At 73.8% G+C, this 15326-nt stretch carries 10 protein-coding genes and 1 pseudogene; 3 read left to right on the plus strand and 8 right to left on the minus strand.

What is annotated here, in order from left to right:
- Positions 1 to 347 precede the first annotated feature (347 nt).
- The 5 genes from ACGFZK_RS25835 to ACGFZK_RS25855 form a co-directional block, all read right to left on the minus strand.
- Complete coding sequence (locus tag ACGFZK_RS25835; protein WP_393851240.1) at positions 348 to 1508, minus strand: acyl-CoA dehydrogenase family protein; 1161 nt, start codon at positions 1506 to 1508, stop codon at positions 348 to 350.
- The gene (locus tag ACGFZK_RS25840; RefSeq protein WP_393851241.1) at positions 1505 to 3415 is read right to left on the minus strand and encodes a biotin carboxylase N-terminal domain-containing protein; all 1911 of its coding nucleotides are present in this window, start codon (positions 3413 to 3415) and stop codon (positions 1505 to 1507) included. Before ACGFZK_RS25840 ends, ACGFZK_RS25835 begins: the two co-directional genes overlap by 4 nt.
- Before the next feature lie 8 nt (positions 3416 to 3423).
- Positions 3424 to 5022, minus strand: a complete 1599-nt coding sequence (locus ACGFZK_RS25845; protein WP_393851242.1) for an acyl-CoA carboxylase subunit beta — start codon at positions 5020 to 5022, stop codon at positions 3424 to 3426.
- Positions 5019 to 6680 (minus strand): acyclic terpene utilization AtuA family protein, encoded by a 1662-nt coding sequence (locus ACGFZK_RS25850; protein ID WP_393851378.1) that lies wholly within the window; start codon positions 6678 to 6680, stop codon positions 5019 to 5021. The genes ACGFZK_RS25845 and ACGFZK_RS25850 overlap by 4 nt, the downstream gene beginning before the upstream one ends.
- A 68-nt stretch (positions 6681 to 6748) precedes the next feature.
- On the minus strand, positions 6749 to 7576 hold the full coding sequence (locus ACGFZK_RS25855) for a TIGR03084 family metal-binding protein (RefSeq protein WP_393851243.1): 828 nt from the start codon (positions 7574 to 7576) through the stop codon (positions 6749 to 6751).
- 346 nt (positions 7577 to 7922) lie between these two features.
- On the opposite strand from ACGFZK_RS25855, the gene ACGFZK_RS25860 reads away from it, so the two are divergent.
- Together ACGFZK_RS25860 and ACGFZK_RS25865 are read left to right on the plus strand one after the other, a co-directional pair.
- Positions 7923 to 9545 carry an alpha/beta fold hydrolase gene (locus ACGFZK_RS25860; protein WP_393851244.1) on the plus strand — a complete coding sequence of 541 codons (1623 nt, stop codon included), beginning with the start codon at positions 7923 to 7925 and terminating at the stop codon, positions 9543 to 9545.
- 65 nt (positions 9546 to 9610) lie between these two features.
- Positions 9611 to 9868: pseudogene (locus tag ACGFZK_RS25865) on the plus strand (NUDIX hydrolase); the annotation flags it as partial.
- Positions 9869 to 9942: 74 nt separating this feature from the next.
- Here the strand turns inward: ACGFZK_RS25865 and ACGFZK_RS25870 are convergent.
- The 3 genes from ACGFZK_RS25870 to ACGFZK_RS25880 are packed head-to-tail and all read right to left on the minus strand — an operon-like array spanning position 9943 to position 14117.
- Positions 9943 to 10299, minus strand: a complete 357-nt coding sequence (locus ACGFZK_RS25870; RefSeq protein WP_393851245.1) for an iron chaperone — start codon at positions 10297 to 10299, stop codon at positions 9943 to 9945.
- On the minus strand, positions 10299 to 11273 hold the full coding sequence (locus ACGFZK_RS25875) for a DMT family transporter (RefSeq protein ID WP_393851246.1): 975 nt from the start codon (positions 11271 to 11273) through the stop codon (positions 10299 to 10301). The genes ACGFZK_RS25870 and ACGFZK_RS25875 overlap by 1 nt, the downstream gene beginning before the upstream one ends.
- Before the next feature lie 60 nt (positions 11274 to 11333).
- Entirely contained in the window at positions 11334 to 14117 is a 2784-nt protein-coding gene (locus tag ACGFZK_RS25880; RefSeq protein WP_393851247.1) for an FAD-binding and (Fe-S)-binding domain-containing protein, read from the minus strand.
- A gap of 84 nt (positions 14118 to 14201) precedes the next feature.
- On the opposite strand from ACGFZK_RS25880, the gene serC reads away from it, so the two are divergent.
- The gene (gene serC, locus ACGFZK_RS25885; RefSeq protein ID WP_393851248.1) at positions 14202 to 15323 is read left to right on the plus strand and encodes a phosphoserine transaminase; all 1122 of its coding nucleotides are present in this window, start codon (positions 14202 to 14204) and stop codon (positions 15321 to 15323) included.
- Positions 15324 to 15326 lie beyond the last annotated feature (3 nt).

Raw genomic sequence — 15326 nt, forward strand, 5'->3', positions numbered from 1 at the left:
CGCAGGACGAGCGCGCAACCACCCTGCACAACCGAGAAGAGCCCGCACGCGCCGAGCCGAGGAGACACCCCGCCCCGTCCCCACGCACCGACCCCTGCCGACAAGCCCGCACCACCCAAGCCCCGCCGGCGATTGAGGCGCGAGGTCCGGGCAGCACCCGGCACACCGGGATCGGCCGAGCAGCCCGCAGGGCAACCGCCGAGGAGACACCCCGCCCCGTCCCCACGCACCGACCCCCACCGACGCACCCGCACCACCCCAGCCCCGCCGGCGATTGAGGCGCGGGATCCGGGCAGCGCCCGGCACACCGGCCCCGGCCAAGCAGCCCGCAGGGCGCCCGCACCGGGTCAGTACGACTTGGGGAGGCCGAGGGTTTGGTGGGAGATGAAGTTGAGGATCATCTCGCGGCTGACCGGGGCGATGCGGGCCACGCGAGAGGCGGTGATCAGGGAGGCGAGGCCGTACTCGCGGGTGAGGCCGTTGCCGCCGAGGGTGTGGACGGCCTGGTCCACCGCCCGCACGCACGCCTCGCCCGCCGCGTACTTCGCCATGTTCGCCGCCTCGCCCGCCCCCATGTCGTCGCCCGCGTCGTACAGGCGGGCAGCCTTCTGCATCATCAGGCGGGCGAGCTCCAGCTCGATGTGCGCCTGGGCCAGCGGGTGGGCCACCGCCTGGTGCGCGCCGATGGGCTGCTTCCACACCTGGCGGGTCTTCGCATAGTCCACGGCCTTGGCCAGGGCGTGACGGCCCATTCCGATGGCGAAGGCGGCCGTCATGATCCGCTCGGGGTTGAGTCCGGCGAACAGCTGGAGCAGGCCCGCGTCCTCGTCGCCGACCAGGGAGGAGGACGGCAGCCGTACGTCGTCCAGGACGAGCTCGAACTGCTTCTCCGCCGCCTGGAGTTCCATGTCTATGACGGTGCGGCCGAAGCCGGGGGCGTCCCGCGGCACGATGAACAGGCAGGGCTTGAGGCTGCCGGTACGGGCGTCCTCGGTGCGGCCGACGATGAGGGTGGCGTCGGCGATGTCGACGCCGGAGATGAAGACCTTGCGGCCGGTGAGGATCCAGTCGTCGCCGTCGCGGCGGGCCGTGGTGGTGATCCGGTGGGAGTTGGATCCGGCGTCGGGTTCGGTGATGCCGAAGGCCATGGTGCGGCTGCCGTCGGCGAGGCCGGGGAGCCAGGCCTGCTTCTGGTCTTCGGTGCCGAAGCGGGCGATGACCGTGCCGCAGATGGCGGGCGAGACGACCATCATGAGGAGGGGGCAGCCCGCGGCGCCGAGTTCCTCCAGGACGATGGAGAGTTCGGCGATGCCGCCGCCTCCGCCGCCGTACTCCTCGGGGAGGTTGACCCCGAGGTAGCCGAGCTTCGCAGCGTCGGCCCACAGCTCGTCGGGGTGGCCGCCCTCGCGGGCGACGCGGGCGAGGTACGCGCGGCCGTAGCGCTGTCCGAGGGCGGTGACGGCGGCGCGCAGGGCCTGGTGTTCTTCGGTTTCGATGACGGGGCTCATGCTGGCGTTTCCTCCTGGACTACGGCGAGCAGGGCGCCGAACTCGACCTGTTGGCCGGTGGCGACGTGGAGCGCGGTGAGCGTGCCGGAGGCGGGAGCGAGGATGCGGTGCTCCATCTTCATGGCCTCCAGCCAGAGCAGGGGCTGGCCGGCGGTGACGGGGCTGCCGGGGGCCAGGCCCTCGGCGATGCGGACGACGGTGCCGGGCATGGGGGCGAGCAGCGAGCCCGGTTCGGTGCGGTCCTGGGGTTCGGGGAATCGGGGGACGGGGGTGAAGGTGTGGGCGCCGAGCGCGGAGTCCACGTAGATCTCGGTCTTGTTCGAATTGTGTTTCACGTGGAACATCCGCCGGATTCCCTCGACTTCGAGGGTGACGAGGTCGGGAGTGGCGGCCAGGACCCGGATGCCGGGGTGGTCGACCGGGTGGTACTGGACCTCGTACTCGGTGCCGGCGCACTGGTACCGGCGGATCTGGGGCTGCGAGCGGACGTTGCGCCAGCCGCCCAGGCGGGCGGCGAGCGGAGCGTCCGGGCGGGGGGCCGCTTCGGCGAGGGCGGCGGCGAGGGCGGCCGCGGTGGCGTCCGGGGCGCCGCCGGTGAGGGTGCCGAGGTGGCGTTCGTAGAAGCCGGTGTCGAGCTGCCCGGCGGCGAACTCCGGGTGCCGCAGGGACCGTACGAGGAGCTCGCGGTTCGTGGTGAGCCCGTGGATGCGGGCCCCGACGAGGGCGTGGGCGAGGGCCCGCACGGCCTCGGCGCGGGTGGGGGCGTGGGCGACGACCTTGGCGAGCATGGGGTCGTAGTGGATGCCGACGGTGTCGCCGTCGGTGAAGCCGGTGTCGACGCGGACCTCGCCGGGGATGGCGAGGGTGTGCAGGGCGCCGGCCTGCGGGCGCCAGTCCCGGGCGGGGTCCTCGGCGTAGAGGCGGGCCTCGACGGCGTGGCCGGTGGGCTGCGGAGGCGCCGGGGGCAGGGCCGCGCCCTCGGCGACGCGCAGCTGGAGGGCGACGAGGTCGAGGCCGAAGACGGCTTCGGTGACGGGGTGTTCGACCTGGAGGCGGGTGTTCATTTCCAGGAAGTACGGGCGTCCGTCGGCGGTGACGAGGAACTCGACCGTGCCCGCGCCCCGGTAGGAGACGGCGCGGGCGGCAGCGACGGCGGCCTCATGGAGGGTCGTGCGCAGTGCCTCGGGCAGGCCCGGTGCGGGGGCTTCCTCGATGACCTTCTGGTGGCGCCGCTGGAGGGAGCAGTCGCGGGTGCCCAGCGCCCACACGGTGCCGTGGGCGTCGGCGAGGACCTGCACCTCGACGTGGCGGCCGCGCTCCACGAAGGGCTCGCCGAAGACCTCTCCGTCGCCGAAGGCCGAGCGGGCCTCGGCGACGGCCGCGTCGAGGGCCTCCTTGAGCTGGTCGAGGTAACGGACCACGCGCATTCCGCGGCCGCCGCCGCCGGCCGCGGCCTTGAGGAGCAGGGGCAGGTCGGCGGGGGTGGCGGCGGCCAGGTCGACGGGGTCGAGGAGCGGCACCCCGGCGGCGCGCATCAGTTCCTTGGCCCGGGTCTTGGAGGCCATGGCCTCGATGGCCTCGGGGGGCGGGCCGATCCAGGTCAGTCCGGCGGCCAGGACCTCGCGGGCGAACTCGGCGTTCTCGGAGAGGAAGCCGTAGCCGGGGTGGACGGCGTCGGCGCCGGCGGCGAGGGCGGCCTTGATGATCAGGTCGCCGCGCAGGTAGGTGTCGGCCGGGGCCGCGCCGGGCAGGCGTACGGCGGCGTCGGCGGCGCGGACGTGCAGGGCGTCGGCGTCCGGGTCGGAGTGGACGGCCACGGTGGCCAGGCCCAGGGCGCGGGCGGTGCGGAAGATCCGGACGGCGATCTCGCCGCGGTTGGCGACCAGGAGGGAGGTCAGGTTCGTCATGTGCGGGCTCACATCCGGAAGACGCCGAAGCCGCCACGGGCGCCCTCGACGGGTGCGTTGTGGACGGCCGACAGGCACAGGCCGAGGACGGTACGGGTGTCGCGCGGGTCGATGACCCCGTCGTCGTACAGCCGCCCGGACAGGAACGTCGGCAGGGACTCGGACTCGATCTGCGCCTCCACGAAGGCGCGCATTCCGGCGTCCTGCTCCTCGTCGTACGGGAGCCCCTTCGCGGCGGCGGACTGGCGGGACACGATGGAGAGCACGCCGGCGAGCTGCTGGGGTCCCATGACGGCGGACTTGGCGCTGGGCCAGGCGAAGAGGAAGCGGGGCTCGTAGGCGCGGCCGCACATGCCGTAGTGGCCGGCGCCGTAGCTCGCGCCGATGAGTACGGAGAGGTGGGGGACGCGGGAGTTGGAGACCGCGTTGATCATCATCGAGCCGTGCTTGATGATGCCGCCCTGCTCGTACTCCTTGCCGACCATGTAGCCGGTGGTGTTGTGGAGGAAGAGGAGGGGGATGTCGCGCTGGTTGGCGAGCTGGATGAACTGGGCGGCCTTCTGGGACTCGGCGCTGAAGAGCACCCCCTGCGCGTTGGCGAGGATGCCGACCGGGTAGCCGTGCAGGGTGGCCCAGCCGGTGACGAGGCTCGGGCCGTAGAGGGGCTTGAACTCGTCGAAGTCGGAGGCGTCGACGATCCGGGCGATGACCTCGCGCGGGTCGAAGGGGGTCTTGAGGTCGGGCGGGACGATGCCGAGGAGTTCCTCGGGGTCGTGGAGGGGTTCCTCCGCCCGGGGCGGGTCGGCGTACGGCTTGCGGTGGTTCAGCCGGGCGACGACGCGGCGGGCCCGGCGGATCGCGTCGTACTCGTCGAGGGCGTAGTGGTCGGCGAGTCCGGAGGTGCGGGCGTGCATGTCGGCTCCGCCGAGGGACTCGTCGTCGCTCTCCTCGCCGGTGGCCATCTTGACCAGGGGCGGGCCGCCGAGGAACACCTTGGAACGGTCCTTGATCATGATGGTGTGGTCGGACATGCCGGGGATGTACGCGCCTCCGGCGGTGGAGTTGCCGAAGACGACGGCGACGGTGGGGATGCCGTCGGCCGAGAGCCGGGTGAGGTCGCGGAAGATCGCGCCGCCCGGAATGAAGATCTCCTTCTGGGAGGGCAGATCGGCGCCGCCGGACTCCACGAGGCTGATGCAGGGGAGGCGGTTCTGCCGGGCGATCTCGTTGGCCCGCAGCGCCTTCTTCAGCGTCCACGGGTTGGAGGCGCCGCCGCGGACGGTGGGGTCGTTGGCGGTGACCAGGCACTCGACGCCCTCGACGGTGCCGATGCCGGTGACCATGGAGGCGCCGACGGGGTAGTCGCTGCCCCAGGCGGCGAGCGGGGACAGCTCCAGGAAGGGGGTGTCCGGGTCGAGGAGCAGCTCGACGCGCTCGCGCGCGAGCAGCTTGCCGCGGGACTGGTGGCGGGCCGTGTACTTCTCGCCGCCGCCCTCCAGGGCCTTGGCGTGCTCGGCGTCGAGGGCGGCGAGGCGTTCCAGGGCGGCGGTACGGGCCTGCGCGTGCTCGGGGGCGTGGCGGTCGACGGTGGTGCCGAGGCGGGTCATGGGGTGGCCTCCGGGGCCGGGAGGAGAGCGACGGGGATGTCGAGGTGTCGGGCGCGGAGCCATTCGCCGAGGGCCTTGGCCTGGGGGTCGAAGCGGTGGCCGGAGGCGACGCCGTCGCCGAGGATGCCGGTGACGGTGAAGTTCAGGGCGCGGAGGTGGGGCAGGACGTGGCGGGCCACTGCGTGGTGCGCAGTCTCGGGGAGCAGGGCCTGGAAGGCCTCCACCGTGAGGGTGCGGTGCAGCCACTCCCAGGCGGGGCCGGTCTCGACCCAGACTCCGACGTTGGCGTCGCCGCCCTTGTCCCCGCTGCGGGCGCCGGCGACGGCTCCGAGGGGGGCGCGGGTGGTCGGCCCTGTGGGGCTCTCCCCCGCTCCGCCGCCTACCGGCACGGTGGGCTCGGCCCCCGTGCCCCGGTCCCGGGGTTCCGCCCCCGGCCCCCGTGCCTCGATCGGCGGCGAGGCCGAAGTCCGGGTGCCGTCCGGGAGGACGGCCACGTGGGGGACCTCGGCCGTCGGGATCAGGGTGGAGGTGAAGACGCCGTAGGGCTGGGCCGGGCCGGGTGGGGAGGTGACGTGGAAGCCCGGGTAGCTGCCGAGGGCCAGTTCGACCGCCGTCGAGGTCAGGGCGCGGCCCACCCGGTCCGGGGACGGGTCGCGGACCACCAGTCGCAGCAGGGCGGAGGCCGTCTCCTGCGTGTCGGCGTCCTCGTGGTCGGTGCGGGCCAGGGTCCAGGTGGCGTCGGCCACCCCGTCCAACACGTCGGCGAGTTGGGTGCGGACGAGGTTCGCCTTCGCCTCGATGTCCAGGCCGGTCAGGACGAAGACGACCTCGTTGCGCCAGCCGCCGATCCGGGTGACGCCCACCTTGAGGGTGGGTGGCGGGGCCTCCCCGCGCACTCCCGAGATGCGTACGCGGTCGGCGCCCTCGTCGGTCAGCCGGACGGTGTCCAGGCGGGTGGTCACGTCCGGGCCGAGATACCGCACGCCCTGGGTCTCGTAGAGGAGTTGGGCGGTGACGGTGCCGGTGGTGACGGCTCCGCCCGTGCCGGGGTGTTTGGTGATGACCGCCGAGCCGTCCTCGGAGATCTCCGCGAGCGGGAAGCCGGGGCGGCGGACGTCGTGGCGGGCGAAGAAGGAGTAGTTGCCGCCGGTGGCCTGCGTGCCGCACTCCAGGACGTGACCTGCGGCCACCGCCCCCGCCAGCCGGTCGTGGTCGTCCGGGGCCCAGTCGAACCACCAGGCCGCCGGGCCGCTGACCAGGGCCGCGTCCGTGACGCGGCCGGTCACCACCACGTCCGCCCCGGCCCGCAGGCAGGCGGCGATCCCGCCGCCCCCGAGGTAGGCGTTGGCCGCCAGCGCCCCGTCGACCTGCGCGCAGAGATCGTCGCCCTCGACGTGGGCCACCCGCACCGGGACGCCGGCCTTCGCCGCCAAAGCCCGTACCGCGTCGGCGAGTCCGGCCGGGTTGAGGCCACCGGCGTTCGCGACGATCCGTACGCCGCGCTCGTGCGCGAGCCCGAGCCCCTCCTCCAGCTGGCGCAGGAAGGTCCTGGCGTAGCCGAGTTCGGGGTTCTTCAGGCGGTCGCGGCCCAGGATCAGCATGGTCAGCTCGGCCAGGTAGTCCCCGGTGACCACGTCCAGCGGGCCGCCGGTCAGCATCTCGCGCAGGGCGTCGAAGCGGTCCCCGTAGAAGCCCGAGGCGTTGCCGATGACGAGCGGGCGCCGGGTCACCGTGCGGCCCCCGGCTCCCGGCCCGGTCCGGCCGGGCCCGCGAAGGCCTGGGCGATGTCCAGCCAGCGGTCCGCGTCGGGTCCGTTCGCGGTCAGGCCGAGGTCGGCGCGGTGGGCCCGCTGGGTCACCAGCAGGCAGAAGTCGAGCGCCGGGCCGGTGATCCGCTGCGGGGCGTCCGGCGGGCCGTAGGTCCACAGCTGCCCGCCGTCGCCGGGGGCCGTCAGCTCCACCCGGAACTCCCCGGCGGGCGCGGGCAGTCCGCGTACGGCGTAGGCGTAGTCGCGGGCCCGTACGCCGATCCGCGCCACGTGCCGCAGCCGTGCGGTCGGGGTGCGGCGCACGCCGAGCGCGTCGGCGATGTCCTGGCCGTGCGCCCAGGTCTCCATCAGCCGGGCGCTGGCCATCGAGGCGGCCTTCATCGGCGGCCCGTACCAGGGGAAGCGGGTGTCGGGCGAGGCCTCGGCCAGTGCCGCGTCGAGGGCTGCGCGCGTGGCCCGCCAGCGGGCGAGCAGCTCGGCGGGCGCCAGCTCCGCGCCCTCCCGCGCACCTTCGTCGACGAAGGTGCCGGGGGCCTTCAGGGCCTCCTCGACCATGTGGCCGAAGGCGGTGGCGTCGGTGAGGGAGAGCAGTGAGGCCCGGTCGGTCCAGTGCAGGTGGGCGATCTGGTGGGCGACGGTCCAGCCCGGCGCCGGGGTGGGCCGGGCCCAGTCGGGTACGGGCAACTCCCCTACCAGGCCGTCCAGTTCACGGCCCTCCTCGCGCAGGTCTGCGAAGACGGCGGCGGCTGCGTCGGCGGCTGCCTCGACGGCGGACGGATCGGGCACGGTAGCGCTCCCCTCTCGGCGTGAGGGAAAGGCTGGCAGCACCCGGCAAAACAATCAAGCATGCTTGCATTATTTTCTCGCAGGTCGGCACCTTCCCGCCACCCCCGCCAAACCACTTCACGGACACGGCAGTTGTCGCGCGGCACGGTCGGCCGCAGGTCGCGGCCGCGCGGTGGGCCGCGGGACGGAGGGGGCGATTCAGGCCGTAACCCGGAAACTCGCGATACGTCACCGGATGTCCCGTCGATACTGAACGTTCCGCTCCGGGCCCGGGCGAACGCACACCACGCACCACACCCACGTTCGTGTCACTCGACGAAGACGACGCAGAGGATGGACTGACGTGATGACCCCAGTCGCCCGAACCCCCTTCTCCCTCTATCCCGAACTCGACGCGACCGCCCTCACCGCCTTCGTCGCCGCCCTGGAGAGCGGAGACGTCACCGGCCTCGCCCCCGCCCGCGCCGCCGAGGTCGCCGAGGTCCGCTCCGTCGCCGTCTTCACCCGCGGCAAGGTGACCGGCGCCGACGGGGACCTCCTCGACGCCGCGCTCTGGCGGCACACCGGAGCCCAGCCCCGCCCCGCGATCGTCATGCCCTCGCCCTGGACCAGCCTGGGCTGGCTGCCGTACGCCGTCCAGGCCTCCCTCTTCGCGGCCCGCGGCTACAACGTCATCGCCTACTCCACCCGCGGCTTCGCCGGCTCCGAGGGCCAGGTCGACGTGGCGGGCCCGCTCGACGTCACCGACGGCAGCCGCGCCCTGGACCACCTCATCGAACGCAGCACCGGCCCGGTGACGAAGATCGGCTTCCTCGGGGACTCGTACGGCTCCGGCATCAGCCAGCTCGTCGCCGCGCACGACACCCGCGTCGACGCCGTGGTCGCGCTCAGCACCTGGGGCGACCTCGGGGAGGCCTTCTACGAGAACTCCACCCGCCACATCGCGGCCGTACGGGCCCTGCTCGACGCGGCCGCGAAGGCCCGGCTGAGCCCGCAGACGCAGAGCGTCTTCGACAACGTCCTCGCCAACCGCGACGTCCAGGGCACCCTGCGCTGGGCGGAGACGCGCTCGCCCTTCACGCACATCAAGGAGCTCAACCGGCGCCAGGTGCCGGTCTTCTTCTCGCACGCCTGGCACGAGACGCTCTTCGCGCCCAACCAGACCCTGAAGATGTTCAACGAACTGACCGGCCCCAAGCGCCTCGCCGTCTCCATCGGCGACCACTCCGGGCCCGAGATGACCGGCATGCTTGGCCTGCCCAACCGGATCTGGACGGACGCCCACCGCTGGCTCGACCACCACCTCAAGGGCGCCGGCAACGGCATCGACGCCGAGGACCAGGTCCTCGGCGAGATCATGTGGAGCAAAACCCTCGAACCCCGCCCCACCTGGCCCTCCCTCACCGAACGCGTGGAACGGCTGCACCTCGCGGCCGACGGCGAACTCGGAGAGGAACCGCAGGCCGGCTGGACGTCGACCGTGCTGTGCGGGGTGGACACCCCGGCGACCGTCGCCGACAAGGTCGTCGCGTCCGGCTACGCGGAGATCGCCGGCCGCCCGAAGACCTACCGGACCCAGGACATCGACCGCACCGTCGCCGCCGTGTGGACCGCGGACCCGACCGGCGAGACCGTCCGGCTGCGCGGCATACCGAGGCTGCGCGTGACGTACCGCGCGGCGAACCCCGGATCCACCTTCGTCGCGTACCTCCTCGACACCGCACCCGACGGCACGGCCCACATCATCACGCACGCCCCGTACACCGACCTGGACTCCCCGCCCGACAGCCTGATCAGCGCGGACATCGAACTCCAGGCCACGGCCTACGACGTCCCGCGCGAGCACCGGCTGATGCTGGTGATCGACGCCCGCGACCCGTTCTACGGCGACGCCAACCTGCCCCGCGCGACCCTGGCGTTCACCTCCCCGGACGCCACCCCCTCCTACCTGGACCTCCCGCTCGGCTGACCCCCGTACGCCCGCCCGGCCGGTCCCCCGTGCCGGCCGGACGGGCCCGCTTCGGGAGGGCAGCGATCCCCGCGGCCGAACGTCTCGTCCCCGGCGGGCCGAAGCACCGGAACATCGGCATCTTCTACCGGGTACGCATCACCGGCGGCCGACTCCGGCCGGAACCGAACGGCGAGATCGCCGAGTCGGTCTGGACGCCGCTGGCCGACGTCGCCGGACTCCGCCGGTCATCGTTGGTGGACATCGGCCTCGCCCTGGCCCACGCCCTCCCGGCAACCGGCCACATCGCCACCGTCCCGGTCGGCGGCCTGATCCAGCACTGAAAGGGCCGGGCCGTCCCTTCCGGATCGTGCCGGGCCCCGGCTCCGGGGGCGCGGGGGCGCGGGGGCCGGGTCCCTCAGCAGACCTGACCCGGCCCCGCCTGGGCCGTGGCCCGGAGGAGGTCGCGGAGGAGGTCGAAGTCGACCTTGGCGGGGTTGCGGAAGCGCAGGCAGGCCTTGCCCATGTCGTGGGGGGCCAGGCGGTCCGCGAAGGCGTCCCGGATGTCCGTGCGCAGCAGGTAGAAGGAGATGTACTGCTTCTGGTTCGCCCAGGCGATCTCGCCGACCGTCTCCCCCGCCCGCATATACGCCGGCATCCCGTACGCGATGCACTCCTCGAACCCGGTCAGTTCCTCCAGGCACAGCTCCCGCAGGCGGACCAGGGCCTCCCGTCGGGCCTCCGGGACCGCGGCGAGGTAGGTGGCGACATCCATCAGGCGACGGCCTTCTTCCCGATCTGCGAGCGGACCGCGCCCATGCTGGCCGCGATCACGAGGGCGATGGCCAGGGCGTCCAGTGCGGACATGGCCTGGTTCAGGACGAGGAAGCCCGCGGTGGCGGCGATGGCCGGCTCCAGGCTCATCAGGATCGCGAAGGTGGGAGCGGGCATCCGCCGCAGGGCGAGCAGTTCCAGGGTGTAGGGGAGGACCGAGGAGAGGAGCGCCACGCCCAGGCCGAGGGCCAGGGTGCTCGGGACGAGGAGGTCGGAACCCGCCTCGACGATCCCCAGCGGCAGCGAGATGACCGCGGCCACCGCCATCGCCAGGGCCAGGCCGTCCGCCTGCGGGAAGCGGCGGCCGGTACGCGCGCTGAACACGATGTACGCCGCCCACATCGCGCCCGCTCCGAGCGCGTAGGCCGCGCCCAGCGGGTCGAGGGAGCCGAACCCGAGGCCGCCTCCGCCGTGCCCGGACAGCAGGACCACGCCACCGAGCGCGAGGCCGGCCCACAGGACGTTGACCAGGCGCCGGGAGACGACGACGGAGAGCGCGAGCGGCCCGAGGACCTCCAGGGTGACGGCCGGACCGAGCGGGATCCGGTCGATGGCCTGGTAGAAGAGGCCGTTCATACCGGCCATGGCGACGCCGAAGGCGAGCACCGTGCGCCAGTCGGAACGGGAGTGGCCGCGCACCGTGGGGCGGCACAGGATCAGCAGCACGATCGCGGCGGCCGCGAGGCGCAGGGTGACCACGCCCGCCGCGCCCGCCCTCGGCATGATCATGACCGCGAGGGCCGCGCCGAACTGCACCGAGACCCCCGCCGAGATCACCAGCGCGACCGGCCCCAGGCCGGAACGCGAACCGGAACCGGAGCCCTTGGCGGGCGACGGAGCCGGCGTGGCGTCCGTGATGGCCGTGGGCGAGGTCGCCGGGGACGAAGCCGGGGACGAAGAGGAAGGGGCGGGCATCTCTCCAGACTAAGGCTCCGTAAGGAGTGATGCCGTATGTCCTGCCTTACAGCTCCTCCGTCAGCCCTCCTCCGGCCCCTCCCCCAGCCCCTCCGCCAGGAGCTCCGCCAGGTGCCGCGCCCGGACCCCGCCCGACTCCCCGCCCGACTCCCCGCCCAGCTGCGCGATCTGCGTACGGCACGAGAATCCGTCCGCCTGGATCACCGCCCCCGCGGGGGCCGCCCGCAGGGACGGCAGCAGCTGCTCCTGCGCGCAGGCCACCGACACCTCGTGGTGCCCTGGCTCGAAGCCGAAGTTCCCCGCCAGACCGCAGCAGCCGCCGCTGAGCTCGCCCACCAGCCCCGCCCGCGCACGCAGCCGCCGGTCCGGGCCGTCCCCGAGCACCGCGTGCTGGTGGCAGTGGGTCTGGCCGGCCACCACCCGGTCCAGCCGCGGCGGCTGCCAGCGCGGGGCGTACTCCTCCAGGGTCTCGGCGAAGGTCCGCACCGCCGCCGCGAGGCGGGCCGCGCGCGGGTCGTCGGGGAGCAGGGCGGGCAGGTCGGCGCGCAGGGCCGCGGCGCAGCTCGGTTCCAGGACCACGAGCGGCGCGGGTACGTCTCCGAGCGTGTCCAGCGTCCGGCGCAGCACCCTGCGGGCGCGGTCGAGTCGGCCGGTGGAGACGTAGGTCAGGCCGCAGCACACCGGGGCGGCCGGCACCTCGACGCCCAGCCCGGCCGCCCGGAGCACCTGCACGGCCGCCCGGCCCGCCGCGGGGCTCAGGTACTCGGTGAACGTGTCCGGCCAGAGAATGACCGACGCCCCGGACTCCCCCGCCGGGCCCGGCCCCGGCCGCCCCTGCCACCCCCGCCCCTGCCGCCCCCACCACCGCGTGAACGGCTCGCGCGCCAGTTCCGGCAGGCGCCGGCCCCGCTCCCGGTCCAGCCCCGGGACGGGGACGCGCCCGGCCAGGGCGTTGACGGCGCCCGCCGCCCGCAGGCGGGCGATCAGGCGGAGCCAGCCCGGCAGGCCGCCCAGCGTGTAGTGGGACAGCGGGCGGATCCGGCCCGCCCAGTGGTGGTGCAGGAACTCCGCCTTGTACGCGGCCATGTCCACGCCGACCGGGCAGTCGCTGCGGCAGCCCTTGCACCCCAGGCACAGGTCCAGCGCCTCGGCGACCTCCACCGAACGCCAGCCGTCCCGCACGATCTCCCCGGCCAGCATCTCGTGCAGCAGCCGGGCCCGGCCGCGCGTGGAGTGCCGCTCCTCGCCCGTAACCCGGTAGGAGGGGCACATCACCGACGCGCCGCCCGGGTCCGTGGACCGGCACTTCGCGACGCCCACGCACCGGGCGACCTCGCCCGCGAACGGGGTGGGCGGCAGGACCGCGAAGCGCAGGTTCTCGTCCAGTCGCGCCGGCCTGACCAGCATCCCCGGGTTCATTCCGCCCGCCGGGTCCCAGACGTCCTTGTACGCGCCGAAGAGCCGGACCACCTCGGCCCCGTACATCCTGGGCAGCAGCTCCGCCCGCGCCTGGCCGTCCCCGTGCTCGCCCGACAGGGAGCCGCCGTGCGCGACGACCAGGTCGGCCATGTCGCCGGAGAAGTCCCGGAAGCGGGCCACGCCCGCCGACGACACCAGGTCGAAGTCGATCCGTACGTGCACGCAGCCCTCGCCGAAGTGCCCGTACGGGGATCCGCGCAGTCCGTGGGCCGCCAGCAGTGCCCGGAACTCCCGCAGGTACGCCCCCAGCCGGGCCGGCGGCACCGCGCAGTCCTCCCACCCCGGCCAGGCCATGCCGCCGTCGGGCATCCGGGTCGCCGTCCCCGCCGCGTCCTCGCGGATCCGCCACAGGGCCCGCTGCCCCGCCGGGTCGGTGACGACCATCGCGTCGAGCGGGTCGGCGGCCCGGACGAGGGAGCGGGCCGCGCCCTCGTCCGGCATCTCCACGAACAGCCAGGCCCCGCCCCGGGGCAGTCCGGCGGCCCCGCGCACCAGGTCCTGCGCCATCCCCTCGACGGTCAGGGGCCCGTACGGCAGCAGCCCCGCCGCCGCGTCCGCCGCCGCGCTCTCGTCCGCGTACCCGAGTACGGCGAGCACCGGCGTGCGCGGCGCCTCCACCAGGCGCACCACCGCCTCCGTCACCACCCCGAGCGTGCCTTCGCTCCCGCAGAACGCCCGCGCGAGCTGCACCCCGCGCTCGGGCAGCAGCGCGTCGAGGCCCCCGTAGCCGGAGATCCGCCGGGAGAAGCCGGGCGGCATCCCCGTGCGCAGCAGCCCGAGGTGTCCGGTGACCAGGTCCCGCAGGCCCTCGGGGGCTCCCGCCCAGCCCGTTGCGATCCGGTGCGCGGTGCCGCCGTACGCCGTCACCGCGAGCTCGGTCACGTTGTCCGCGGTGGTGCCCCAGGCCACCGAGTGGGCTCCGCACGCGTTGTTGCCGATCATGCCGCCGAGGGTGCAGCGGGAGTGCGTGGACGGGTCGGGCCCGAAGGTCAGCCCGTACGGGCGCACCGCGTCGCGCAGCCGGTCGAGGACCAGCCCGGGCTGGACCACGGCCGTGCGCGCCGCCGGGTCCACCGACACGAGGGCGTTCATGTGCCGGGTGAGGTCGAGCACCACGCCGGCCCCGGTGGCCTGGCCCGCGATGGAGGTCCCGCCGCCGCGCGGGACGACGGGGATCCCGGCCTCGGCGCACACCGCGAGTGCGGCGGCCACGTCCTCGGCGTCGCGCGGGCTGACGACTCCCACCGGGACGCGGCGGTAGTTCGAGGCGTCCATGGTGGTCAGGGCCCGTGCGGCGGCGCCGAAGTCGACCTCGCCGCGCAGCTTCTCCCGCAATGTCCGTTCGAGTTCACCGGGTGACGTCACGACTCCACCCTGCCACCGGCCGGACCCGTCTCATCCGGTGGACGCGCTTCCGAAGGGCGGACCAGGACCCGATACGCTCCGCTCGTGGCTGAGATCCAGATTCCCGCTGACATCAAGCCCGCCGACGGACGCTTCGGCGCGGGCCCCTCCAAGGTGCGGACCGAGGCGCTGGACGCCCTCGCCGCCACCGGTACCTCCCTGCTCGGAACCTCGCACCGCCAGGCCCCGGTCAAGAACCTGGTCGGCTCGGTGCGCCAGGGCCTCCGGGACCTCTTCTCCCTCCCCGAGGGGTACGAGGTGATCCTGGGCAACGGCGGCTCCACCGCCTTCTGGGACATCGCGACCGCCGGTCTGATCGAGCAGAAGTCCCAGCACCTCACCTTCGGCGAGTTCTCCTCGAAGTTCGCCACGGCCGCGAAGCTCGCGCCGTGGCTGGACGCGCCGACCGTGATCTCCTCGGAGCCGGGTACGCACCCGGAGCCGGTGGCCGAGGCGGGCGTGGACGTGTACGCGTACACGCACAACGAGACCTCGACGGGTGTGGCGGCGCCGATCAAGCGCGTCGCGGGCGCCGACGCCGGGTCCCTCGTTCTGGTGGACGCGACCTCGGGCGCCGGCGGTCTGCCGGTGGACATCACCGAGACGGACGTCTACTACTTCGCCCCGCAGAAGTCGTTCGCCTCGGACGGCGGCCTGTGGCTGGCCGCGTTCTCCCCGGCCGCCCTGGAGCGCGCGGCCCGCGTGCACGCCTCCGGCAGCCGGCACATCCCGGAGTTCTTCTCGCTGCCGACGGCGATCGACAACTCGCTGAAGAACCAGACGTACAACACCCCTGCCCTGTCCACCCTGTTCCTGCTGGACCAGCAGCTGGAGTGGATGAACAGCCAGGGCGGCCTGGAGTTCACCACGGGCCGTACGGCGGCCAGTGCGCGCAACCTGTACGGCTGGGCGGAGGCGTCGAAGTACGCGACCCCGTTCGTCGTGGACGCCGACAAGCGCTCCGCCGTCATCGGCACGATCGACTTCTCGGACGACATCGACGCGGCGGCGGTCGCCAAGGTGCTGCGCGCCAACGGGATCGTGGACACCGAGCCGTACCGCAAGCTCGGCCGCAACCAGCTCCGCATCGCGATGTTCCCGGCGATCGACCCGGCGGACGTGCAGGCGCTGACGGCCTGCATCGACTACGTGATCGAGAAGCTCTGACCC

This window comes from Streptomyces sp. NPDC048257 (assembly GCF_043201855.1).
Classification (GTDB): domain Bacteria; phylum Actinomycetota; class Actinomycetes; order Streptomycetales; family Streptomycetaceae; genus Streptomyces.

What these genes read in the sequence shown, in the direction of transcription:
- ACGFZK_RS25840 (WP_393851241.1), bottom strand. Translation starts at nt 3,415, where the DNA reads ATGACGAACCTGACCTCCCTCCTGGTCGCCAACCGCGGCGAGATCGCC.
- ACGFZK_RS25835 (WP_393851240.1), bottom strand. Translation starts at nt 1,508, where the DNA reads ATGAGCCCCGTCATCGAAACCGAAGAACACCAGGCCCTGCGCGCCGCC.
- ACGFZK_RS25870 (WP_393851245.1), bottom strand. Translation starts at nt 10,299, where the DNA reads ATGGATGTCGCCACCTACCTCGCCGCGGTCCCGGAGGCCCGACGGGAG.
- ACGFZK_RS25850 (WP_393851378.1), bottom strand. Translation starts at nt 6,680, where the DNA reads ATGCTGACCGGCGGCCCGCTGGACGTGGTCACCGGGGACTACCTGGCC.
- ACGFZK_RS25845 (WP_393851242.1), bottom strand. Translation starts at nt 5,022, where the DNA reads ATGACCCGCCTCGGCACCACCGTCGACCGCCACGCCCCCGAGCACGCG.
- ACGFZK_RS25875 (WP_393851246.1), bottom strand. Translation starts at nt 11,273, where the DNA reads ATGCCCGCCCCTTCCTCTTCGTCCCCGGCTTCGTCCCCGGCGACCTCG.
- ACGFZK_RS25860 (WP_393851244.1), top strand. Translation starts at nt 7,923, where the DNA reads ATGACCCCAGTCGCCCGAACCCCCTTCTCCCTCTATCCCGAACTCGAC.